At 41.3% G+C, this 21,080-nt stretch carries 24 protein-coding genes; 7 read left to right on the plus strand and 17 right to left on the minus strand.

Going from position 1 to position 21,080, the window contains the following annotated elements:
• Positions 1-46 precede the first annotated feature (46 nt).
• The 10 genes from QUE46_RS15690 to QUE46_RS15735 form a co-directional block, all read right to left on the minus strand.
• Complete coding sequence (locus QUE46_RS15690; RefSeq protein ID WP_286245540.1) at positions 47-2,752, minus strand: methyl-accepting chemotaxis protein; 2,706 nt, start codon at positions 2,750-2,752, stop codon at positions 47-49.
• A gap of 48 nt (positions 2,753-2,800) precedes the next feature.
• On the minus strand, positions 2,801-3,286 hold the full coding sequence (locus QUE46_RS15695; protein WP_286245541.1) for a chemotaxis protein CheW: 486 nt from the start codon (positions 3,284-3,286) through the stop codon (positions 2,801-2,803).
• Positions 3,283-5,370 (minus strand): chemotaxis protein CheA, encoded by a 2,088-nt coding sequence (locus QUE46_RS15700; RefSeq protein WP_286245542.1) that lies wholly within the window; start codon positions 5,368-5,370, stop codon positions 3,283-3,285. The genes QUE46_RS15695 and QUE46_RS15700 overlap by 4 nt, the downstream gene beginning before the upstream one ends.
• A gap of 14 nt (positions 5,371-5,384) precedes the next feature.
• Positions 5,385-5,747 carry a response regulator gene (locus tag QUE46_RS15705; protein ID WP_029773320.1) on the minus strand — a complete coding sequence of 121 codons (363 nt, stop codon included), beginning with the start codon at positions 5,745-5,747 and terminating at the stop codon, positions 5,385-5,387.
• Between the two features lie 8 nt (positions 5,748-5,755).
• Positions 5,756-6,028, minus strand: a complete 273-nt coding sequence (locus QUE46_RS15710) for an STAS domain-containing protein (RefSeq protein WP_004588224.1) — start codon at positions 6,026-6,028, stop codon at positions 5,756-5,758.
• A gap of 163 nt (positions 6,029-6,191) precedes the next feature.
• Positions 6,192-6,809: an SCO family protein gene (locus QUE46_RS15715; RefSeq protein WP_286245543.1), complete on the minus strand. Its 618-nt coding sequence runs from the start codon at positions 6,807-6,809 to the stop codon at positions 6,192-6,194.
• The gene (gene cyoE, locus QUE46_RS15720) at positions 6,806-7,735 is read right to left on the minus strand and encodes a heme o synthase (RefSeq protein ID WP_286245544.1); all 930 of its coding nucleotides are present in this window, start codon (positions 7,733-7,735) and stop codon (positions 6,806-6,808) included. Before cyoE ends, QUE46_RS15715 begins: the two co-directional genes overlap by 4 nt.
• Before the next feature lie 12 nt (positions 7,736-7,747).
• A complete protein-coding gene (locus tag QUE46_RS15725) occupies positions 7,748-8,737 on the minus strand; it encodes a heme A synthase (RefSeq protein ID WP_286245545.1) in 990 nt (329 codons plus the stop codon).
• Positions 8,738-8,767: 30 nt separating this feature from the next.
• A complete protein-coding gene (locus QUE46_RS15730) occupies positions 8,768-9,262 on the minus strand; it encodes a hypothetical protein (protein ID WP_004588220.1) in 495 nt (164 codons plus the stop codon).
• Positions 9,252-9,992 (minus strand): SURF1 family protein, encoded by a 741-nt coding sequence (locus QUE46_RS15735; RefSeq protein ID WP_286245546.1) that lies wholly within the window; start codon positions 9,990-9,992, stop codon positions 9,252-9,254. Before QUE46_RS15735 ends, QUE46_RS15730 begins: the two co-directional genes overlap by 11 nt.
• A gap of 14 nt (positions 9,993-10,006) precedes the next feature.
• Here QUE46_RS15735 and QUE46_RS20270 point away from each other — a divergent pair, with 14 nt between their 5' ends.
• Entirely contained in the window at positions 10,007-10,318 is a 312-nt protein-coding gene (locus QUE46_RS20270) for a DUF2909 domain-containing protein (protein ID WP_308447155.1), read from the plus strand.
• Here QUE46_RS20270 and QUE46_RS15745 read toward each other — a convergent pair.
• From QUE46_RS15745 to lexA, 5 genes are all read right to left on the minus strand, one after another.
• Positions 10,218-11,093: a cytochrome c oxidase subunit 3 gene (locus QUE46_RS15745; RefSeq protein WP_286245547.1), complete on the minus strand. Its 876-nt coding sequence runs from the start codon at positions 11,091-11,093 to the stop codon at positions 10,218-10,220. The two genes, QUE46_RS20270 and QUE46_RS15745, sit on opposite strands and share 101 nt — an antisense overlap.
• Positions 11,094-11,128: 35 nt before the next feature.
• Entirely contained in the window at positions 11,129-11,659 is a 531-nt protein-coding gene (locus QUE46_RS15750; protein ID WP_055015465.1) for a cytochrome c oxidase assembly protein, read from the minus strand.
• On the minus strand, positions 11,659-13,251 hold the full coding sequence (ctaD, locus tag QUE46_RS15755) for a cytochrome c oxidase subunit I (RefSeq protein ID WP_004588215.1): 1,593 nt from the start codon (positions 13,249-13,251) through the stop codon (positions 11,659-11,661). The genes QUE46_RS15750 and ctaD overlap by 1 nt, the downstream gene beginning before the upstream one ends.
• A complete protein-coding gene (gene coxB / locus QUE46_RS15760) occupies positions 13,251-14,387 on the minus strand; it encodes a cytochrome c oxidase subunit II (RefSeq protein WP_286245548.1) in 1,137 nt (378 codons plus the stop codon). Before coxB ends, ctaD begins: the two co-directional genes overlap by 1 nt.
• Positions 14,388-14,858: 471 nt before the next feature.
• Positions 14,859-15,476: a transcriptional repressor LexA gene (gene lexA, locus QUE46_RS15765; RefSeq protein ID WP_004588213.1), complete on the minus strand. Its 618-nt coding sequence runs from the start codon at positions 15,474-15,476 to the stop codon at positions 14,859-14,861.
• Between the two features lie 176 nt (positions 15,477-15,652).
• Between lexA and QUE46_RS15770 the strand changes: the two genes are divergently transcribed.
• On the plus strand, positions 15,653-16,093 hold the full coding sequence (locus tag QUE46_RS15770) for a PaaI family thioesterase (RefSeq protein WP_286245549.1): 441 nt from the start codon (positions 15,653-15,655) through the stop codon (positions 16,091-16,093).
• Between the two features lie 4 nt (positions 16,094-16,097).
• On the opposite strand, the gene QUE46_RS15775 is transcribed toward QUE46_RS15770, so the two are convergent.
• Positions 16,098-16,478 (minus strand): hypothetical protein, encoded by a 381-nt coding sequence (locus tag QUE46_RS15775; protein ID WP_004589368.1) that lies wholly within the window; start codon positions 16,476-16,478, stop codon positions 16,098-16,100.
• A gap of 230 nt (positions 16,479-16,708) precedes the next feature.
• Here QUE46_RS15775 and QUE46_RS15780 point away from each other — a divergent pair, with 230 nt between their 5' ends.
• A complete protein-coding gene (locus QUE46_RS15780; protein WP_286245550.1) occupies positions 16,709-16,960 on the plus strand; it encodes a Rho termination factor N-terminal domain-containing protein in 252 nt (83 codons plus the stop codon).
• Positions 16,961-17,102: 142 nt separating this feature from the next.
• Positions 17,103-17,819, plus strand: a complete 717-nt coding sequence (locus QUE46_RS15785) for a hypothetical protein (protein ID WP_286245551.1) — start codon at positions 17,103-17,105, stop codon at positions 17,817-17,819.
• On the opposite strand, the gene QUE46_RS15790 is transcribed toward QUE46_RS15785, so the two are convergent.
• Complete coding sequence (locus tag QUE46_RS15790) at positions 17,794-18,144, minus strand: VOC family protein (RefSeq protein ID WP_286245552.1); 351 nt, start codon at positions 18,142-18,144, stop codon at positions 17,794-17,796. The genes QUE46_RS15785 and QUE46_RS15790 overlap by 26 nt on opposite strands.
• 126 nt (positions 18,145-18,270) lie before the next feature.
• Here QUE46_RS15790 and QUE46_RS15795 point away from each other — a divergent pair, with 126 nt between their 5' ends.
• From QUE46_RS15795 to QUE46_RS15805, 3 genes are all read left to right on the plus strand, one after another.
• Entirely contained in the window at positions 18,271-18,930 is a 660-nt protein-coding gene (locus QUE46_RS15795; RefSeq protein WP_286247800.1) for an endonuclease, read from the plus strand.
• A 108-nt stretch (positions 18,931-19,038) separates the two neighbouring features.
• Complete coding sequence (locus QUE46_RS15800; RefSeq protein ID WP_286245553.1) at positions 19,039-20,658, plus strand: S41 family peptidase; 1,620 nt, start codon at positions 19,039-19,041, stop codon at positions 20,656-20,658.
• The gene (locus QUE46_RS15805; protein WP_055015477.1) at positions 20,658-21,026 is read left to right on the plus strand and encodes a hypothetical protein; all 369 of its coding nucleotides are present in this window, start codon (positions 20,658-20,660) and stop codon (positions 21,024-21,026) included. Before QUE46_RS15800 ends, QUE46_RS15805 begins: the two co-directional genes overlap by 1 nt.
• The last annotated feature ends 54 nt before the right edge of the window (positions 21,027-21,080 follow it).

Genomic DNA, 21,080 nt, shown 5'->3' on the forward strand with positions numbered 1-21,080 from the left:
TTGTAAAGCAGGCTTGCTAGGGTATTAAATAGCAAGCCAGTAATGACTAAAACTCTTCCCATTCATCTGCTGAGTCTATAAAGTTTTCGCCTTTGGGTTGGGGATTTTTTAAATAGCCACTAGGTTGGCGCGCAGGGGGCGCTGAGCGTTCAAAGTGCGTATTTGGCAATGTATTCATGCCTTGCTGACCAAATGAGAAAAAGTGCAATAGCTGGCGCATCTCGTTTGCTTGCTCAGCCATTGACTCGCCCGCAGCAGAGGCTTCTTCTACAAGTGCCGCATTTTGCTGGGTCATCTCATCCATTTGGGCAACCGCTTTATTGACTTGCTCAATGCCTGCGCTTTGCTCTTCAGAGGCCTCGGTAATATCTGCAATCATTTGAGTAACACGTTGCACACTTGAAACTATTTCTCTGAGCGTTTCACCCGACTCATTTACAAGCACAGAGCCATCGGTAACTTTTGCCACACTGTCTCTAATAAGCTCTTTAATTTCTTTAGCAGCACCGGCTGAGCGCTGAGCTAGGTTGCGCACCTCACCAGCAACAACGGCAAAGCCACGGCCCTGCTCTCCTGCTCTGGCTGCTTCAACGGCGGCGTTGAGTGCCAATAAATTAGTTTGAAAAGCAATTTCATCAATAACACCAATAATGTCTGCAATTTTTTTACTCGACTCGTTAATGGCCGACATACTCGTTACTGCTCTATTTACAACTTCGCCACCCTGAATTGCTTTGTCGCAGGTTTCTTCGGCTAAATCGTTAGCAACTTTTGCATTATCCGCATTTTGCCTTACGGTACTGGTCATTTCTTCCATGCTAGAAGCTGTTTCTTCAAGTGATGAAGCTTGCTCTTCGGTACGTTGACTTAAATCAGCATTACCTTGCGAAATTTCCTCTGCACCACTGGCAACAAGTGTGGCTGATGAGTTTATGCGATTTATAACATCGGTTAGCTTATCTGCAGTGGTATTAGCATCTTGCTTAAGCTTATCAAACGAGCCTTGATACTCTTTTTCTATGCGCTTTGATAGGTCGCCATTGGCCATTGCATCAAGCATTTGCGCGGTATCACTAACGGCATCATCAACAATTTCAACTAAGCTATTTAAGCCTTGTGCTAAACGTAAGAAAAAGCCTTCTTTTCCTTTTTCATCTACTCGGGTTTCTAAATCGCCATTGCCCGCATCGCTAACTAATTGGGCAATTTCTTTTTCTATTGCTACTTCAGCCGTTCTATCTTCCCACTCAACAACAGTTCCTATACGTTCTTGTTCTGGTGTAAAAATAGGGTTTGCAACTAAACCAAAAGTGCGCCCACCTACTTTTATTTCGGCTCGGTAAGTTGTTGTAAGCTTAGCTAATAAGTTTTGTTGATGAGCCGGGTTTTTGTGGAATATATCAATGTTTTGCTGCATTAAGTTGGTGCTATCAAAGTTTGGCAGCTCCCTTTTCAAATCATCTTCAGCAAGACTCATCATCGATTTAACCGCGTTGTTCATGTATACAATTACATTTGAAGCATCGGCTATCATGGTGTTTGTTGCTACGGTATCAAGCGCTTGTTTTACTCGTAAGTTTTCTTGTGCTTCTGCACGTTCTTGCTCTGCTTTTGCTACGCTATCAGTGATATCTTCCCACTCAACAATGGTGCCTAAATGCTTACCTTCATGGTTTATCCACGGTGTAGCAATTAAGCTAAAAATAAGCCCTGCTAAACGTAACTCTGTTTTATAAGGCTGTTTTAAGTTTTTTAATAGTTCGCGTTGATGGGCTGGGTGCTTATGAAAATCGTCTACACATGTGCCAATTAAATTATCGACAGAAAAACTAGGTAGCACACTTTGCAAGGCCGTTTCACGTGCTTTGAGCATTAACTTAACCTGCTCATTCACAAATATAATATTGAGGTCTTTATCGGCAATCATTACATTGGCTTGGCAAACGGTTAACGCACTTGCTAAGTCCGCAGCCTTTTTAGACTCGCGCTCGAGCTGCTTTTGCGCGGTGATATCACTGGCGTATTTTATCACTTTATAAGGCTTACCGTTTAAATCAAATATCGGGTTGTAAGAGGCTTGAATCCATATTTCTTGCCCTTGTTTACCTATTCGCATGTACTCGCCGGAGTCGTACTCTCCTCGTCCTAACTTGTCCCAAAACTGTTTGTATTCGTTTGTTTTAGCGTATTCTGGGTTCACAAATAATTTATGATGCTGGCCTTTTATTTCGCTAAGTTGATAGCCTAAACCATTTAAAAAATTGTCATTGGCAGTAATAATTGTGCCATCAAGATTAAACTCAATCACCGCCTGAGATTTACTAATTGCCTCAAGTTGGCCTTGTGCTTCAGCGGCCTGCTTTTTTTGTTCGGTAATGTCGGTAGCAAATTTAATTACTTTTAGCACTTGCCCTTGGCTATCAATAATGGGGTTGTAGGTAGCTTGGATCCATACCTCTCGCCCTCCATTAGCAAGGCGTTTAAACTCATTAGAAATAAACTCTCCACCGCGCAAGCGTTGCCAAAAATTTTTATACTCGCTGCTTTGTGCTTCATCTGGTTCAACAAACATAGAGTGGTGCTGCCCTTGCACTTCCTCTAAACGGTATCCCATTGCATTTAAAAAGTTTGAATTAGCCGTAATTATTCTGCCGCTGGGTTCAAACTCAATAACCGCTAATGATTTATTTAATGCATTAACAATTAAGTCATTGCTTGATTCTGACTGCTTCGGATTACTAAACCATCCCATGCCCATCACCACCTTTATGTTTGTTTTTGTTGCTACATAGCGCTGTGGCTATATATCCATTGTTCTTTGTAAATCAACTAACGAGACCATTTTTTCGCCCACGTTTACCAACCCTGCGACATATTCACAATTACTCGAATCAGACAGGCTAGGGACGGGCTTGGCGTTTTGCTCTGCAATGCTGTAAACATCTGACACCGCATCTACTGCGATACCCATTATTTTTGAATCGTTTTCAAAAATAACTTTTACAACAATAACAACCGTTAATGGCCCATATTCAGTGCTTGGCAAGCCAAAACGTAAGCGCAAATCTATTATTGGCACTATGGTGCCGCGAAGGTTTATTACTCCTTTAACAAAATCCGGCGCGTTGGGCAGTACGGTAATTTCTTCCCAACTTCTGATCTCTTGCACGGTTAATATATCTACGCCGTATTCTTCGCCTGCCATAATAAAAGTTAAAAACTGCTTAACGCCTTGCTGTTGACCTAAATCAATTTTGTTATTTAGCTCGCTTTGTTCACTAATCATGAAGCCTCCAGAGGTGTTTTAGAATCTATGATTAGCTCTTGGCTACCTGGTTTTTTAAGCCCTGATAATTTTATTAAGCCGCTAATATCAACAATTAACGATACACGCCCGTCGCCTAAAATAGTTGCTCCAGACACCCCGTCTACCTTTTGATAGTTCGCCTCTAAACTTTTTATTACTACCTGCTGCTGCGAAAGTAAGTCATCAACCAGCAAACCCACTTTTTGGTTGTCGGTTTCAACAACCACCAGCAAAGTTTTGTCTAATGACTCTATGGCGTTTTGATGATTAAAAATTTGATATAGGCGTAAAATAGGGATGTATTCGTCACGCAGCCTTAGTACATCTAAATCTTTACCCACTCGGCTTACTTTAGTGATATCAATCTGTAGTGATTCAACAATAGAAATAAGTGGAATAATATAAGTATGCTGGGCAACTTTAACTAATTGACCATCTAAAATGGCAAGCGTAAGGGGCAGCCTAATTGTAAAGGTAGAGCCAACGCCAGGCGCTGATGAAACCTCAACTGAACCATTTAAAGATTGAATATTGCGCTTAACAACATCCATTCCTACACCACGCCCAGACAAGTCGCTAACCGCATCGGCGGTAGAAAAGCCAGGCATAAAAATAAGCTCGTTAATTTCATCATCTGTTAAATTACAATCAGCGGTGATCAGCTCATTCGTAATGGCTTTTTCTTTAATTTTTTGCGTATTTAAGCCTTGTCCATCGTCCATTATTTCTATCACAATATTGCCGCCTTGATGGAAGGCATTTAAGGTCACCGTGCCCACAGGATCTTTACCAGCGGCAACCCGCTGTTCAATTGTTTCAAGGCCATGGTCGAGGGAATTTCTGACTAGGTGAACCATAGGGTCAGATATTTTTTCCATTACCGTTTTATCTAGCTCGGTTTGCTCGCCTAATAATTTCAACTCCACCTGTTTATTTAGTTTTTGCGCTATATCGCGTACTAAACGCGGAAACCGGCTAAATACAAAGTTAATCGGTAACATACGAATACGCATCACATTTTCTTGCAGATCTCGAGTATTATGCGCCAGTTGTGCCAGGCCTTCTTGTAATGACGTAATGGTTGATTCGCTAATTTCTTGCTCGCTCAACTGATTTAACATGGCTTGTGTTATCACCAGCTCACCGACCATATTTATTAACGAGTCTACTTTGTCTATTCCTACTCTTATTGAGGTAGACTCTGGTGCTGATGTTGGCTTTTTATCGGCTGTGGGTTTGCTTTTAGGTTTATCGGGTGCTTTTTTAGCATTGCTAATAGGCGGTGTTTGGGCTGTGCTATCGCTGCTCTTTTCATCAGCGTTTGCGGTATGAGAAGTGTCTTCATCAAATAACCCGCCACAGAGCTCTATTTTTATATCAGCATCATCTTCTACCCATTCAAACACCTCTTTAATGGCTGCTTTTTTTTCGCTGGTATTTAAAAAAAAGCGCCAGTGTAAGTAGCACTCGTCACTGCTTAAATCTTTGATATCTGGGATATCGTCTAAAAATGCCTGTGTTTCAAGCTCGCCGAGTTCAGCTAATTCGCTGATCATAAATAAAGGCTCGTTACCTGTTTTAAAAAGGTGATGATGCGGCTTGAAATCGATTTGAAAGGTATTTACCTCAGCAGCAGCTGTTACTTCGTTTGCCTCGCTTGGGGCTGAATCGGCTTGCATTTCGAGTACAATTTCAAATTGTTTTTTTAAAGTCGTAGCTTGTGATAAATCAGGCTCTTGCTCTGCTTGCAGCTCACCGAGTAAACCTCGCAAACAATCAACAGCTTTAAGTAATAAATTAACGTGCTCGGTGGTTAGCTCGCGCTCGCCTTGGCGTATTTGATCGAGTAGGGTTTCTAGCACATGGGTAAACTCAGCAACTGAGTTAAAGCCAAAGGTGCCACTGCCCCCTTTAATTGAGTGCGCAGCTCTAAAAATAGTATTTATTGTTTCTAAGTCTTCTTCGCCGGGCTCTAAATTTAATAGCTCGGCCTCCATTGTATCTAGGCCTTCAAAACTTTCTTCAAAGAACACTTCAAAAAATTGACTTAAATCTATACTCACGCCGCACTCCTCAGTTAACGAATGACTTTTTTAAGTACCGCTAGTAACTGATCCGGGTTGAAAGGTTTTACAATCCAGCCTGTTGCGCCAGCTGCTTTACCTTCTACTTTTTTATCTAATCCTGACTCTGTGGTTAGCATAAGTAGCGGCGTAAACTTGTAATCAGGAAGGCCTCTGAGCTCTCTGATAAGCGTAATGCCATCCATAATGGGCATATTTACATCTGAAATTACCGCATCAAAACTTTGCTGCTTAGCAATCGCGAGGGCTTCGCTGCCATCTTTTGCTTCGGTAACATCAAAACCTGCGGTTTTAAGCGTAAAGCTCACCATTTGACGCATTGACGCAGAATCATCAACCGCTAAAATTTTCTTCATATAAACCTCTAACCTTTACTTTCAAGTGTTAAATATTGACTTAAGCCAAGTTGATTAATGGCGTTTTGAAGTGCATCACTGCTGCCTACCCATACAATTTTATGGTGTATGGTAAGTAGGTGTTTTTGTAAGGCACACAAAAGTTGAATTGACGCGGTATCGGCTGAAACAACCTCACTGACATCTAAACAAATATCGTTATTGCTATTGAGTTCTTGTAATAAATCTTGGTGAAGAGTCTCTACTTGCATAATCGCAAGTTCGCTTGGAAGTTTTAGCATTTTTTCAGGACTTTCCCTGTCAATTCAATTCATAACAAAAGCTTAGCCTTAGTTATTAAAATTGCCATAAAAGGCTCAAAAAAATTAATAAAACTTTTAAAAGTGGCGCTAAAAAGCAAAAAAGGAGCCTAAGCTCCTTTTAAAATGCGTGAAAAGTTTAAAACTAGTTTTTATAGTAATCTGCTATTTGTTTAAATTCGCTAATGAGTTGAGCGGTATTAATAAGGGGCACATTTCCTTGTTGGAACTCAGGCTTAAATATGGCTCTTACAGCTCCATTTGCATCAACTAAAGCCACCGAAGCACTATGATCGACCGCGTAGTCTGATTCTTTTGAGTCACTAATAGCATAAATTAGGCCAAGCTCTCTAACCACTGGGAATAGGTTTTTGTGCTCACCCGAAACAGCTAAAAAGTCAGGGTTAAAATAATCAATGTACGCTTTGCGCTTTACAGGCGTATCGCGTTGAGGGTCTACCGACATAAACCAAATTTGCAATGGGTATTCGTTATGTAACTTTTTATACACGCTGTTTAGTTTAGCAAGCGTTAAGGGGCAAATATCTGGACAACTAGTATAGCCTAAAAACACTAAGTTCCACTGCCCCAAAAATTGCGCTTTGGTAACTAACTTACTGTTTTGGTCGTTAAGTGTAAAATCAGAAAGAGGCTTTGCTTGCTCATATACTAAGGCTTGCACATCGGGTGCACTATTTTGCTCTGAGCAAGCGACAAGTAAAAACGAAAAAATTACAACTAAGCTAATCCGTAACTGCTTCATAAAAGGAGCCATTTATCTATAAATAAGATCACGAAGAGTACCATTAAATGCACAATTGAAAAGCGAAATAAGTCCATTGCGGTATCATTATTTGGGGCTAATTTAAGCTTAACCGCTTTATACAAAAAGAGTGCATTGAGCACACATGCGCCTACTAAATAAATACCGCCCGACATACCAATTAAATAAGGTAATACGCATACAAGCGCCAGTAATATGGTGTAAGCCACAACGCAGGTTTTACAAAAGTCGATACCGTGAGTCACTGGCAACATAGGAATTTTAGCGCGTTCGTAATCGCTTTTGCGTGCTATTGCCAGCGCCCAAAAATGCGGTGGGGTCCATGTAAATATAATCATTACAAGTAACCATGGCGCGGCTGCCATTTGATTGGTTTCAGAAACCCAACCCAATAAGGGCGGCATTGCCCCAGCTAAGCCACCAATTACAATGTTTTGCGGTGTAGCACGCTTTAAAAAAGAGGTATAAATAAAAGCATACCCAACTAATGCAAACAACGTAAGCACGGCTGTTAGGGTGTTTGCCCAAAGCATTAGCATTATAAAACCAGCAACCCCTATCACACCTGCAAAGCTTAACGCATGGGTTTTACTAAGCCGGCCTTTGGCTACAGGGCGGTGGCGTGTACGCGCCATTTTTGTATCTATTTCACTATCAACAACATGGTTTATTACCGCCGCAGCGCCAGAGAGCAAGCCAATACCTAGTAAACTAATAAATTGTACTACAATGCCTCGCCCTACATCAGGCGCCAGTGCCAAGCCAACCCAAGCAGTAAGTACCAACATAGCCACTACTTTAAACTTGCTAATAGCTAAGTAATCTTGCAATAAATTATAAGCACGTTGAATAAAAGGGTGTGCGCTAATAACCTGTAGTTCTTTTTTGTCGAGTGTGAGTGCCATAATTATTCCCCTTTATGTGCGTGCTTTTAGGTAGTAACACAACCTAACCATAGTCAATAACAAAATAGCTGCCATTAAATTGTGCGCCAGTGCCACTCCAAGCGGAAAATGCCAATGCACCACCGCAAGTCCCAAACTAATTTGGCAAAGTAGTGCAACGAGCACGCTGACAGTACAGTGTTTTATTTTTGCAGATTGCGCTTGCCTATATATACGCCACATAATTAGCGCCAACACAATACATGTAACTAGCGCCCAAATTCTGTGTAGTAGATGAATAGACATACGTGCCTGCTGCGATAACACTCCGTACTCATAATTACTGTGTTCAAGCGGCAGCTGAAACACACTACTGAGTGAAAATGGCTGCGCATAACTACACAGCGGTAAACCATTACAGTGTGGCGCCGCATAATTTGCTGCAAGCCACCCACCTAAAGCAATTTGAATAACCAACACAGTCAATGCAACTAAGCTCAATGAAAAGTGGCGTTTAGCGCTACTATCTCCGCCCTCTATAGGCTTACTGGTTAAACGCAGATATAAAAGAGTGATTAGCGATAAAATACTAAATCCCCCCAACAAATGGCCCATTACAATGAGCGGTTGCAAGTTCATAGTAACGGTCCACATACCCAGCGCAGCCTGAAACATAACTAACAATAATAAGGCTAGCGGTAATTTAACCGGCGTGTTTGAGTAATGGCGCTTTACAAAAGCCAATACAAATAGCGCTAAAATAAGCAACCCCAGCGCGCCTGCAAAGTAACGGTGGATCATTTCTTTCCACGCTTTGGCGGTTTCAAACATCATATCGGGATAACTTTGGGTAGCCAGTGCGATATCGGCTTCATGCTTTGGTACAGTTAAAAAGCCATAGCAACCGGGCCAATCGGGGCAACCAAGACCTGCGTCACTTAAACGTGTATAAGCACCTAGCCCTACCACCAACAGCGCAAGTAACCCCGTTGCAAGTACCCAGTTTTTATAATTTTTATACATAGGAATCTCCCATTAACAATGCGCTATTAATTAGCTTGAACGAGAATAGTTAAGTAGTTTTTTTAAATCTTTTAATAAACCTTTTTGTACTAAACGGTTTTCTTGAGGCTGCTCTTTAAACGGATATTCAAGCACCACTAAACCCATATGATCGATTAAATATAAGCTAGCGGGCTGCAAATTTTGTTGCGCGTTAAAGGTTTTCCAAGGAATGTTTTTAACTTTTGGCGCCCCCATTACAGCCATATCAACCTTGCCTTGGTTTTTTCCTAGGGCGATATATAAGTTATCAAGCGCATTGAGCTGCTCATTACACGAAGCATTACATTTATTGGAGTAATTAAGCGCAATTGTCCATTGCTTAGGGTTATGTTGCTGCCAGTTTTCAAGCTTTACTTCGTGCTGTAAAAACTCGCCATTATTGGTAATAGCGCTAGGCAACCAGTCTAGTTTTAGCGCACCGTATGCGAGTACTAGCGGTACAGCGCAACATACAACAAACAAAACTAAAGGATTATTTTTCATTGTTAGTCCTCTTTTTACTGGCAAAAATGGCCACCACTACACAGGCTAAGGCTATTAAAAACCATTGCACTGCATACGCTTGGTGCTTTTGCGGACTCATCACCACCGCTTTGTAATGCGGTATAGCTAGCGCATCTCCAGCACCTTGACGATAAGCCATAAAATTAAATAACGATTGATTACTCTGCTCACTTAGCTTTTGTAAATCTATTGATTGAATTCGTTTTTGAAGGTCTTGTTTTGTCGAATTGGTTTGTAAGTTAAAGCTCGTTAGATTTTGCTCTTTTATCTGCGCTTTAAACGTAATATTACGTTTAGGAAGTTGGATGTTCGGTAATTCGCTGCGTGAAATAGGCGCTTTTACCCACCCTAAATTAACGAGTAAAGCATCACTTGCTTGGCTTGGCTTAAATAAAACCAATAAATCGTAACCGACTTGCCCTTGGTAAACTTGGTTATCTAAAAGCCAGTATTGCTGATTTATTATTTTTCCGACAAGCTCAACCACTACACCTGTTTTATTCCACTTTGTAGGCATGGCCTGTAATTGCCCCCAGCTCATTACACCTTGGGTTTGCATTTTAGCTATAGCTGTTAGCTGTTGCTGCTTTTGCTCAGCCCTTGCTAATTGCCAATACCCTAAACGTACACATACCAGCACCACAGCTACCACAACGCAAAGTGCGATAAATGAGCTAAGCTTTTGTTTACGCCTTAAAATTAACTGCATAAAGGGTCAACCCAGTGATTATTAAAATTATTATTGTGCTGCTGTTACTATTTATACTTTTCAACTTGTTTAGAGCGCTATTTATTATGGTGACCGACAAATCTGGCGGTCGGCCTATGTCGCATTTTTTAGGCCGTCGTGTGCTGTTTTCTGTGGTAGTTTTGGTGATGGTGATAGCCGCTGTAAAACTTGGTTTTATAAAGGCTAATCACTCACCATTAACCGTTACAACACATATACAAAAACAAATAAACACAGCCACACCACATCAACAAAATGCCAGTACCAAGCCGCTGCTTGAAACGCAAAATGTTTATCTTTCGTAAAATGGCCTTTTAAAATACGCACAAATACAACAAACAAAATAATGGCGCCAAGGGTCACATGCATGCCATGAAAACCTGTCAGTAAAAAAAATGTATTGCCGTAAATGCCTGCATCTAGTGTTAGATTTAGCTCGTTATAGGCATAAATATATTCTTCTACCTGCAATGCTAAAAAGCACACGCCCAATAAAATGGTTGCTCCCAACATCACTTTTAGCGGTTTACGTTTATTGTTTTCAATAGCTACGTGAGCAAAGTGCAAAGTAACCGAAGACGCTAATAAAATAAGCGTATTAATAAGGGGTAAGCCCTGCCATCCCATAGCTTGCGTGGTTTCACCTGCTGGCGTGGTTAGTAACGGCCATACTGCCTCAAAGGTAGGCCAAAGCACTTCGTTGGTCATCGCATTATTCCCAGCCCCACCTAGCCAAGGCACCGACAGTATGCGGGCGTAAAATAATGCGCCAAAAAAGGCCATAAAAAACATAATTTCAGAGAATATAAACCAGCTCATTCCTTGTCGAAATGAGCGGTCCATTTGCGCTGAATACAAGCCCTGATCAGACTCGCTAATTACATTTTTAAACCAACTAAAAATCATATATAGCAGCACTGCAATGCCTGCATATAGCAGGTACACACCGCTGCCCCCTTCACTTTCTAAATTCATAACTGTTAACGCCGCACCCACTGCAATAAAAAATAACGCCACCGCGCCCACTATGGGCCAAGGGCTTTGCTCGGGTACGTAGTAGTTTTCATAATCTTGATTCATGTTACTTGCTCCTAGTTTTTCACTAGACATGCAGGCTAGTTATTACTTGCTACCAGCTGCTCACTAATATCAAATACGGTGTACGATAAAGTTAGCTCTTCTACGTCGCTCGGCAGAGCAGTATCTACATAAAACAGCAGTTTAAACTCAAGTTCTTCACCCGCTTTTAGCGGTTGTTGATCAAAACAAAAGCACGCTATTTTATGTAAGTACTTAGCCGCCTTTCCAGGCGACACAGAAGGCACCGCTTGCATTACTTTATCGATATCACTGGTGTTTTTTGCGCTAAACATTACCTCACGCATAGCACCCGGTTTCACATCAACACTGTATTCTTTTGACTTAACAATAAACGGCGCACCACTTTGCGCATGGGTTGTAAAGCTCACACCTATCTCTCGGTTTTCAGTGATTTGTGTACTTTGCTTAGCTTGCTCAAGCGACGGCTTGCCATTAAGCCCGGTTATGTCGCAAAACACGTCATATAAGGGCACTAAGGCAAATGCAAAAGCAAACATACCTATACAAATAAGAATTAGGCGCTTTAATAGCGGTGCATGTGTCATTATTTAATTTCCGGCGGTGTAGAAAAAGTATGATACGGCGCAGGAGAGTCTACTTCCCACTCTAAACCTTCAGCACCATCCCATACTTTTGCAGGCACTTTATCGCCCCCTCGGGCACACTTAATTACCACAGCCACAAAGAGTAACTGCGATAAACCAAAGGCAAACCCACCTATGCTTATAATCGCGTTAAAGTCAGCAAACTGCAGAGCGTAATCGGGAATGCGGCGAGGCATACCTGCCAGCCCAACAAAATGCATAGGGAAAAACAGCACATTAACGCTTACCAGCGATAACCAAAAATGCCACTTAGCCAAGGCAATGTTGTACATATTGCCCGTCCATTTAGGCAACCAATAATAAGCGCCTGCCATAATAGAAAATATTGCCCCCGTAACTAACACGTAATGAAAGTGCGCCACCACAAAGTAAGTATCGTGATATTGAAAATCAGCTGGTGTTATAGCCAACATCAACCCCGAAAAGCCCCCCAAGGTAAATAGCACAATAAATGCAATACTAAATAACATGGGTACTTCAAAACTTATAGAACCTCGCCACATAGTGGCCACCCAGTTAAAAACTTTTACTCCTGTTGGCACCGATATCAGCATGGTCGCGTACATAAAAAATAGCTCGCCAGCAACGGGCATACCGGTAGTAAACATATGATGCGCCCACACTATAAAGCTCAGTAATGCGATAGAAGAAGTGGCGTATACCATGGAGGCATAACCAAATAGTTTTTTACGGGAGAACGTAGGCACTATGGTCGAAATAATACCAAAGGCGGGTAAAATCATGATGTACACTTCGGGGTGGCCAAAAAACCAAAATATGTGCTGAAACATTACCGGATCGCCGCCGCCTGCTGCATCAAAAAAGCTGGTTCCAAAGTATTTATCGGTCAATACCATAGTGACCGCTCCGGCCAATACAGGCATAACAGCAATTAATAAAAATGCGGTTATTAGCCATGTCCAAACAAATAATGGTAGCTTCATCCATGTCATGCCTGGGGCACGTAAATTAACGATGGTCACAATAACGTTTATTGCGCCCATAATTGAGCTAATCCCCATAATGTGCACTGCAAACACAAACATTGCGGTGTTGTCGTTACTGTACGTTGTTGAAAGCGGCGCATAGAACGTCCAGCCAAATGCGGGGCCGCCTCCAGGCATTAATAACGAGGCCAATAAAATTAAAAAAGCGAAAGGTAAAATCCAAAAGCTCCAGTTGTTCATTCTGGGCAGTGCCATATCTGGCGCGCCAATCATGAGCGGTACCATCCAGTTAGCAAGCCCCGTAAAGGCCGGCATTACAGCACCAAACACCATAATTAAACCGTGTACTGTGGTCATCTGGTTAAAAAAGTGTGGGTCTACCAATTGTAATCCTGGCTGAAATAACTCAGCCCGAATAACCATGGCCATTGCACCGCCAATTAAAAACATAGTCAGCGAAAAAATTAAGTACATGCTGCCAATATCTTTATGGTTTGTTGTGTATAACCAACGTTTAAAACCTTTGGCTGGGTGATGACCGTGATGAGCGTCATTGGCGTTAGGTTGTTCTACTATGCTACTCATTAGTTCGCCTCCGCATCAAGTGCTGCCTGAATTTCACTAGGTTGGATGACATCACCCGTATCATTACCCCACGCATTACGCTTGTAGGTAATTACTGCCGCAAGCTGCTTTATTGATAACTGTTTAGCAAATGCCTGCATTGCAGTCCCTGGACGACCATGGATCACAACATCTATATGATCTTTTATATCACCTAAAACAATTGGATTGCCTTTTAACGCAGGAAACACGCCCGGTAATCCCATTCCTGTTGGTTGATGACACGCAGCGCAACTTGCCATATACACTTGCTCGCCTAAAGTCATTAACTCTTCTTTAGGCAACGTTTGATCAAGCAAAGCAGCATCGGCTAATGCCGCTTTTTGCTTAGCTTGCTTAGCATCTGCAAGCCATGCGTTAAAGTCCTCTTGCGACTTAGCTTCAACCACCACGGGCATAAAACCATGATCTTTACCGCACAGCTCTGCACACTGTCCTCGGTAAATACCTTCTTCGTTAATGTTGGTCCACGTTTCGTTGATAAACCCCGGATTGGCATCTTTTTTAACGGCAAAATCAGGGACCCACCAAGAGTGGATAACGTCATCTGAGGTCATTAAAAAACGCACCTTTTGATTAATTGGCAGCACTAAAGGTTTATCAACCTCAAGTAAGTAATTAGGGTTTTTATTAACAAGGTTGGCTATTTCGTCTTGAGGGGTAGATAAAATAGAGTAAAACTCTACGTCTTCGCCCATATATTCATAATGCCACTTCCACTGTGACCCTGTAATTTTAATGGTTAAGTCGGCCTTACTGGCATCCTCCATTGCTATGAGGGTTTTAGTGGCAGGGATTGCCATGGCAATTAAAATAACAAACGGAATGGCAGTCCAAAGAATTTCTACTTTGGTACTTTCATGAAATTGGGCAGGGACTGCCCCTTTAGATTTACGGTGATGAATCAGTGCCCAAAACATTATTGCGAACACTATCACCCCAATCACACAACATATTAAAAATATGGTCATGTGTAGCTGATATACATTATTACTTATATCGGTTACGCCCTTGCGCATATTGTATTGGCTATTAGCCAGCACTTGCTGCGGGAACATAATCAACACAAGCCACAAGGTAGAGGTCAGTTTACCCATGTGACGGCTCCTTTGATGCTATTGCGAATGCAAAGCGAAGAGGCATACGGCTTAAACGCCAATTCGTTATTTTTATTTTTTAACCAATCTTATTTTTAATTGGTATCGCTAGGACAACAAAAGGTTTGTGTATATTGTGTGTTCTCATAACTAAAAAGCTGTGAGTTATTGTTAGTCCAGCACATTAATGATTAGCTAAAAAACGTACAACAAGCAAGTTTTAGTATAAAAAACAATCAAGTGATATTTTAAAATTGATTAAATTACGAAGTATTAAATTGTTATTTAACAGCCAAGATACGAGCAAAATTAAGGGATGTAACACGCTTAGGAAGATAGAAGTATGAGTGAAAAAAAGTTTACAGGCTAAATAATTTTAGGCCGCTTTGAGGTAGTGGAAGGTCTTTTTTAAAACAAAAATGCACACTTAACAGTGCGCATTTATAAAAAGTGACTTAAAAATAGTTAAAATTACATCCAGTCAGCATTTCTTATTACGCCAACAGCTAAACCTTCAATATTAAAAGATTCGTTTTCAAGGTCTACTTCTATAGGGGTAAACTCTTCGTTTTCGGCGTGTAATAATACTTTTCGGCCTGCTTTTTCTAAGCGTTTTACAGTTACATCTTCATCTACTCGTGCAACCACAACTTGGCCGTTTTCTGCTGTTTGAGTACGGTGTACGGCAAGTAAGTCGCCATCCATAATACCTATATCTTTCATACTCATACCGTTTACACGCAGTAAAAAGTCTGCGGCGGGTTTAAACATAAGTGGGTCTATTTTACAGTGACTCTCAACATGTTCTTGCGCCAAAATAGGCGAACCTGCTGCAACTCGGCCTATTAATGGCAGACCTAGTTGCTCTGGCTCTTCTTCTTCAACTAATTGAATACCGCGGCTTGCGCCTGGCTTCATTTTAATAACGCCTTTTTTGGCAAGCGCTTTTAAGTGCTCTTCTGCGGCATTGGCACTTTTAAAACCTAATGTTTGTGCAATTTCGGCACGTGTAGGAGGCATACCAGTGTCTTTAATAAAAACTTTTATTAGTTCGAGTATTTGAGCTTGGCGTTTCGTTAATGGTCGCATACAACTGGTTTTCCATACAGTACATTTAACTGTGAGTATATACAGTTAAATAAAAATCGCAAATTTAAATTGCGCTTTAATTAGCTAAACCAAATACACATGTGTACATTTTAGGTAATTATTAAAATTGCATATATAAAATGCTATAAACAAGGTTTTAATTCAAAGGAGTAGTTATGAGTATTTGGTATCAACCCATCACATTAGCGCTTTGCAAACAGTTAGATGAAGGTATAAACGGCCAAGGTACTTTAATGAAAACCATGGGGATAGAAATAACCGAGATAGGGGAAGATTACCTAGTTGCGACTATGCCCGCAATACCTGAGCATCATAACCCAATGGGAATGGTACACGGCGGCGCTAATGTAGTACTTGCCGAAACAGTTGCTAGTTATGCTGCTAATTTTGTTGTTGATTTTACAAAGTTTTACTGTGTAGGGCAGGAAATTAGTGCAAGCCATTTAAAAGCGTCACGCAATGGGACGTTAACAGCAACGGCTCGTGCATTTCATATTGGTAAACGCAGTTCTGTATGGGAGATAAAAATAACCAATAGCCGCAACGAGCTTTGCTGCGTATCAAAAATGACCGCAGCAGTGGTTGAGCGAAAGTAATAGCTTACTTTTCAATAGGGTAAATTGTTATTTCCATACCCGCGCCAATTGCAGATATACGCAATAACGTGTCTGCATGCAGCGCCTGATTAAAACATTTTGGTGACGTACCAGACTCAAAACCAATATCAAAGGTTCTGCGAGAGCAGCTTAGCCATTGCTTAAGCGCGTTACGAGAACACGACTCAATAAGCTCGCACAAGTGGTTAATAGCTTTATCTGGCGTGGTTATGTCACCTGAGGCTTCAATACGCGCAAGTTGACGATATTCGTCTTTGTCATAATGTAAAACCATCGCGTTTTTCTTTAAGTCTGCCACTAGGGCGCTAATATCTTGTTTAGACTCAAGCTCTAGATCTACATTTAAAAATTGAATTTCCGACATTGTCTGCTTTTTACCCTCTTATAGTTTCATCGCAAACTTTAACGCAGTTTTACTTTTATACCAAATCAACTAAGCGGTAAACATGGCTTTATTAATAGAAAATGCCTGTTTAAACGCCATTGGCACCTAATTTGCCTTATAAAACGGGTTAGGCTAGTTACGCTTAATTTTACCGTTTATGTATGAAAGTTATACACACACTGTGTAATTAAACGCTCAGGAGAGAAATTATGGTAGATCATGGCCCGCAAATTAAAAACGACGATCAGTACGATGCGCTTCGCGATGAAGGCATGAGCAAACAAAAAGCCGCACGTATTGCTAATAGTAATACTCATAAAACAGCTGTAAAAGGCGGTAAAGCCTCAAATTATGAGCAACGTACAAAAAAACAGTTATACGATAAAGCAAAAGAGGTAGGCATTAGTGGCCGCTCTAAAATGAGCAAACAAGAGCTAATAAACGCCCTGCGAGAGAATTAAACGCAGCCTCACTGATTTTTATCGCTCCTTTTTATTATTTTTATAAAGTTAGAGTAAGCTTATGAATAACTGCGACAAAATGCCGCAGTAAAAGCATGGACTGCTGTAATACACTAACGCTAAAAATAATAAGAAGCACAAAATGAGAAAACAACTATTTAAGCGCGCTCGAAAACTACATAAGTGGCTAGGCTTTTTACTTGCCTTACAAATTTTAGCTTGGCTTTTAGGTGGCTTAGTAATGAGCGCGATACCACTTGAATACGTGCATGGTAAGCACCTTGCCAAGCGCACACTTACAAACCCATTTACACAAGCAGACTACCTTACATCACTCGATAATATTACGTCACAAGTGGCTAACCCCACTCAAATAATATTTGAGCACTTTTTAACTACTCCGCTTATTACTGTTATTAACAGCACCGAGCAGCAAAGCTTTAGTGGTTTAACGGGCCGCCCCTTTCAGCCGCCCACTAAAATACAAATCACCGCTAATGCGCAAGCTCATTTACTCATCGACGCTAAGCCAATTAGCACAACGCTTTTAAAACAAGGCCCTCGAGAAGTGGGATACAAAACAAATGTGTGGCAAGTACAATTTAACGACACCTTTAATACTACGCTATATTTAAATGCAATTAACGGCAAAGTTATTACCGTTCGCAGCACATTATGGCGCATTTTCGACTTTTTTTGGATGCTGCACATAATGGATTACGACGAGCGAGAAAATTTTAACAACCCGTTACTTATCAGCTTTGCAGCCACCAGCGTGCTATTTTGTTTGTGCGGTATCATTTTATTAATACAAAACGTTAGGCTAAAAAAGCTTACACGTGTTGGTCAATCAAAATAGGGTTGCCGTCTGGGTCGGTAATAATAAAACTTTTATCACCCACAGGCTCAACGCTTATATTAGCGCTTTGAAAATATTCACTGAGCGTATCAACATCTTTAAAGTTTGTAACTGTTTGTGCATGCTGATCCCAACCAGGGTTGAAGGTCAGCATGTTTTTATCAAACATACCCGAGAACAAGCCAATCAAATGCTCACCGTTTTGCATTACTAGCCAGTTTTGCTCTACCTCGCCTGCTAACTCACTAAAACCCAGCTTTTCATAAAACGCTTTAGAGGCCCTAATATCTTTAACCGTTAAACTTATTGAAAAAGCACCTAGCATGGTCATCTCCTCGCTATTTTTTATATCATTATAGAGTGTACTAAGCATTGCGGATTAAAATTTGCTCAGGGTTTATCTTTTAGCAGCAAAACTTTAGACTAGCGCCTCCTGTAGTTCACGTATGTGATGGATATGCTTAAATTTATTTTGGCCTTTGTGGCTTGTTGTATTTGTTTTTCGGCATCAAGTGAAGAATTTACCCGCTTTTCAACGGCTAAAAGGCACTTAATTAAAACCCTGCCCGATAACGCTAAAAGCCTTTACTGCGGCTGCGACATTAAAAAACAGGGTAAAAAGCTAATCCCCGATCCTAGCAACTGTGGCTACATTCCGCGTAATACATTAACTTCCTCTGGCAAAGTTAATGTACGTGCATTGCGTATAGAGTGGGAGCATATAGTGCCCGCGTGGGAGTTTGGCCATCAGCTACAATGCTGGCAAAACGGTGGGCGTAAAAACTGCCGTAAGGTCAGTGCCAAATTTAGAAAAATGGAAGCCGACATAAACAATTTAGCTCCCGCTATTGGCGAAATTAACGCAGACCGCTCTAATTATCGCTTTGGTATGCTTAGCGAAAACGCCACACAATATGGCCGCTGCGAAGTAAAAGTTAACTTTAAACAACGCGTAGTAGAGCCACCATTTTATGCCCGTAAACGCATTGCCGACACCTACGCTTATATGCAAAAAACATACGGTTTAAAAATATCAGACAAACAACAAAAGCTATTTGATGCGTGGCAAAGGCAAGCGTTTGCGAATAAAAGTAGTACAAGCAAGCTCTAAAAAAGCCAGGTTTGTACACTCATTTACATAAATCAGGGCCAAATACGTTGAATAAATAAGCGGGTGTTGTAGTATTTTAAACAACTTATTTACAAAAAGTAGTTTTGTATGTTTAAAAATAATAAAGCATCACTCGCTATTGCTGTTGCACTTTCAGGCCTAACACTTGCAGGCTGTGGCGGTGGTAGCAGCATGAATGAAACGCCAGACCCAGTCATTACACCTCCTACAAGCACAGCCCCAACATGGACGGCAGGTGTATTTGAGCCATCGGATGAGTTAAAAAACTTTTGCGAAACACCCCGCACTGGCAACGACCCGTTTAATAATAACGAGCCTTACCCAGACCAAGCAGGCTCAGCACTTTACGAAAAGCTTTGGCTTCGCTCGTGGAGTGACGAAACCTACCTTTGGTATGATGAAATTGCCGATAACGACCCTGAGTCATTCAATACAGTAGCGGAGTACTTTGCGCAGCTAAAAACCGAAGAACTAACCGACTCAGGTGCTAAAAAAGATAACTTTCATTTTTCTGAGCCTTCTGAGGACTTCTTTCAAGAAGCACAATCGGGTGTTACCTCAGGTTATGGCATAAATTGGGCATTTATAGGCGACTCAGCCGATAGAATTTTGCGTGTTGCTTACCTGGAGGATGACTCACCAGCAAGCCAAATTGGCTTTCAACGAGGTGATACCGTACTTGAAGTTGATGGCGTAAGTATAAACACCAATACTCAAGCAGGTATAGATACCCTAAACGAAGGTTTATTTAGCCCAACTAATGGTGACTCGCACACTATCGTTGTGCGCAGTAACGATGGCGCTGAAAAAACCTTTAACGTCACCGCTGGTAACATAGAGCAAACGCCGGTACAAAACGTAAAAACCATTACCACAGCAAATGGTACTAGCGTAGGGTACATGCAGTTTAATAGCCATATAGGCATTGCCCAAGAAGGCTTAATAGCTGCGGTTAATAAATTTAAAACCGATAATGTAGAAGAGCTTGTTATCGACTTTAGATACAATGGAGGCGGTTTATTAGCGCTTTCTTCGCAGCTGGCTTACATGGTGGCGGGCAGTGCCAACATTCAAAACCGGATTTATTACCAAACCCAGCAAAACGATAAACAACCGGTAGAATCGCCTTTTCCGTTTATAGATGAAGAAATTGATTACTCAACTTTTTTTAGCACTGGTGAAAGCCTCCCTGATTTAAACCTATCTAAAGTGTATGTGCTTAGTACATCGGGTACTTGTTCGGCATCAGAAGCTTTTATTAACGGTTTAAAAGGTATAGACGCAGAAGTTGTACTCATTGGCGACACAACCTGCGGTAAACCATACGGTTTTACCCCTACGCATAACTGCGGCACCACTTATTACACCATTCAATTTAGCGGTATTAACAGTAAAGGGTTTGGTGAATATGCAGCAGGCTTTACGCCTACCGCTTCACCGCAGTTTGATGCTGATGTAAAAGGTTGTGTAGTTAGTGATGACTTTGACAGCCCATTAGGCGACCCAAGCGAAGGGATACTCTCTACTGCGCTTTATCATATAGATAATAACGGCACATGCCCTGTTAGCACCGCTTCTGCGAGCATTAAAACGCAAGCACAAAGCGCTGCTGGCGATAGCAAGCAACTATTACCTTTAAACGCACCTAATGACTTTAACCGTGGCAATATGGACTTAACCTGGCCTACGTTAAATAAGGACAAGTAATGACAAAGCTCGTGGCAATATTAACCTTATTGTTTATTGGAGGCTGTAACAGTATGAGTAATGCCACTGCTAAGCCTGCGCTACTTACCGAGGTAAACCCAGGCGTTATAGCCACACTGCAGCAAGCGATTATAAAAGCGAAGGGCGGCACACTAGTTACACTTGCCGACACCGTTTTTACTAAACGCAGCGAGCTGTTACTAAGCCATGGTACAAATAAAGATCCAAATGGCATGCCCATAATGGGCGCGCATAATATAAAGTCTGAAAAATTTGTTTTACAAATAATCGGCGAGCAGTGCGTGCTTTATTATCCTAAAAAAGATATGGCTATTGAACTTAAAAACGTAAGTTGTAAAGCGCAATAAAATACTATTAAAAAGACACACAGCATTAATGCTGTGTGTCTTTATCATTTTTCA

Origin of the sequence: Pseudoalteromonas sp. MM1, from assembly GCF_030296835.1 — a bacterium.
Classification (GTDB): Bacteria; Pseudomonadota; Gammaproteobacteria; order Enterobacterales; family Alteromonadaceae; genus Pseudoalteromonas.

What these genes read in the sequence shown, in the direction of transcription:
- QUE46_RS15690 (WP_286245540.1), bottom strand. Translation starts at nt 2,752, where the DNA reads ATGGGATGGTTTAGTAATCCGAAGCAGTCAGAATCAAGCAATGACTTA.
- QUE46_RS15695 (WP_286245541.1), bottom strand. Translation starts at nt 3,286, where the DNA reads ATGATTAGTGAACAAAGCGAGCTAAATAACAAAATTGATTTAGGTCAA.
- QUE46_RS15705 (WP_029773320.1), bottom strand. Translation starts at nt 5,747, where the DNA reads ATGAAGAAAATTTTAGCGGTTGATGATTCTGCGTCAATGCGTCAAATG.
- QUE46_RS15710 (WP_004588224.1), bottom strand. Translation starts at nt 6,028, where the DNA reads ATGCTAAAACTTCCAAGCGAACTTGCGATTATGCAAGTAGAGACTCTT.
- QUE46_RS15715 (WP_286245543.1), bottom strand. Translation starts at nt 6,809, where the DNA reads ATGAAGCAGTTACGGATTAGCTTAGTTGTAATTTTTTCGTTTTTACTT.
- cyoE (WP_286245544.1), bottom strand. Translation starts at nt 7,735, where the DNA reads ATGGCACTCACACTCGACAAAAAAGAACTACAGGTTATTAGCGCACAC.
- QUE46_RS15725 (WP_286245545.1), bottom strand. Translation starts at nt 8,737, where the DNA reads ATGTATAAAAATTATAAAAACTGGGTACTTGCAACGGGGTTACTTGCG.
- QUE46_RS15730 (WP_004588220.1), bottom strand. Translation starts at nt 9,262, where the DNA reads ATGAAAAATAATCCTTTAGTTTTGTTTGTTGTATGTTGCGCTGTACCG.
- QUE46_RS15735 (WP_286245546.1), bottom strand. Translation starts at nt 9,992, where the DNA reads ATGCAGTTAATTTTAAGGCGTAAACAAAAGCTTAGCTCATTTATCGCA.
- QUE46_RS15745 (WP_286245547.1), bottom strand. Translation starts at nt 11,093, where the DNA reads ATGAATCAAGATTATGAAAACTACTACGTACCCGAGCAAAGCCCTTGG.
- QUE46_RS15750 (WP_055015465.1), bottom strand. Translation starts at nt 11,659, where the DNA reads ATGACACATGCACCGCTATTAAAGCGCCTAATTCTTATTTGTATAGGT.
- ctaD (WP_004588215.1), bottom strand. Translation starts at nt 13,251, where the DNA reads ATGAGTAGCATAGTAGAACAACCTAACGCCAATGACGCTCATCACGGT.
- coxB (WP_286245548.1), bottom strand. Translation starts at nt 14,387, where the DNA reads ATGGGTAAACTGACCTCTACCTTGTGGCTTGTGTTGATTATGTTCCCG.
- lexA (WP_004588213.1), bottom strand. Translation starts at nt 15,476, where the DNA reads ATGCGACCATTAACGAAACGCCAAGCTCAAATACTCGAACTAATAAAA.
- QUE46_RS15770 (WP_286245549.1), top strand. Translation starts at nt 15,653, where the DNA reads ATGAGTATTTGGTATCAACCCATCACATTAGCGCTTTGCAAACAGTTA.
- QUE46_RS15775 (WP_004589368.1), bottom strand. Translation starts at nt 16,478, where the DNA reads ATGTCGGAAATTCAATTTTTAAATGTAGATCTAGAGCTTGAGTCTAAA.
- QUE46_RS15780 (WP_286245550.1), top strand. Translation starts at nt 16,709, where the DNA reads ATGGTAGATCATGGCCCGCAAATTAAAAACGACGATCAGTACGATGCG.
- QUE46_RS15785 (WP_286245551.1), top strand. Translation starts at nt 17,103, where the DNA reads ATGAGAAAACAACTATTTAAGCGCGCTCGAAAACTACATAAGTGGCTA.
- QUE46_RS15790 (WP_286245552.1), bottom strand. Translation starts at nt 18,144, where the DNA reads ATGCTAGGTGCTTTTTCAATAAGTTTAACGGTTAAAGATATTAGGGCC.
- QUE46_RS15795 (WP_286247800.1), top strand. Translation starts at nt 18,271, where the DNA reads ATGGATATGCTTAAATTTATTTTGGCCTTTGTGGCTTGTTGTATTTGT.
- QUE46_RS15800 (WP_286245553.1), top strand. Translation starts at nt 19,039, where the DNA reads ATGTTTAAAAATAATAAAGCATCACTCGCTATTGCTGTTGCACTTTCA.
- QUE46_RS15805 (WP_055015477.1), top strand. Translation starts at nt 20,658, where the DNA reads ATGACAAAGCTCGTGGCAATATTAACCTTATTGTTTATTGGAGGCTGT.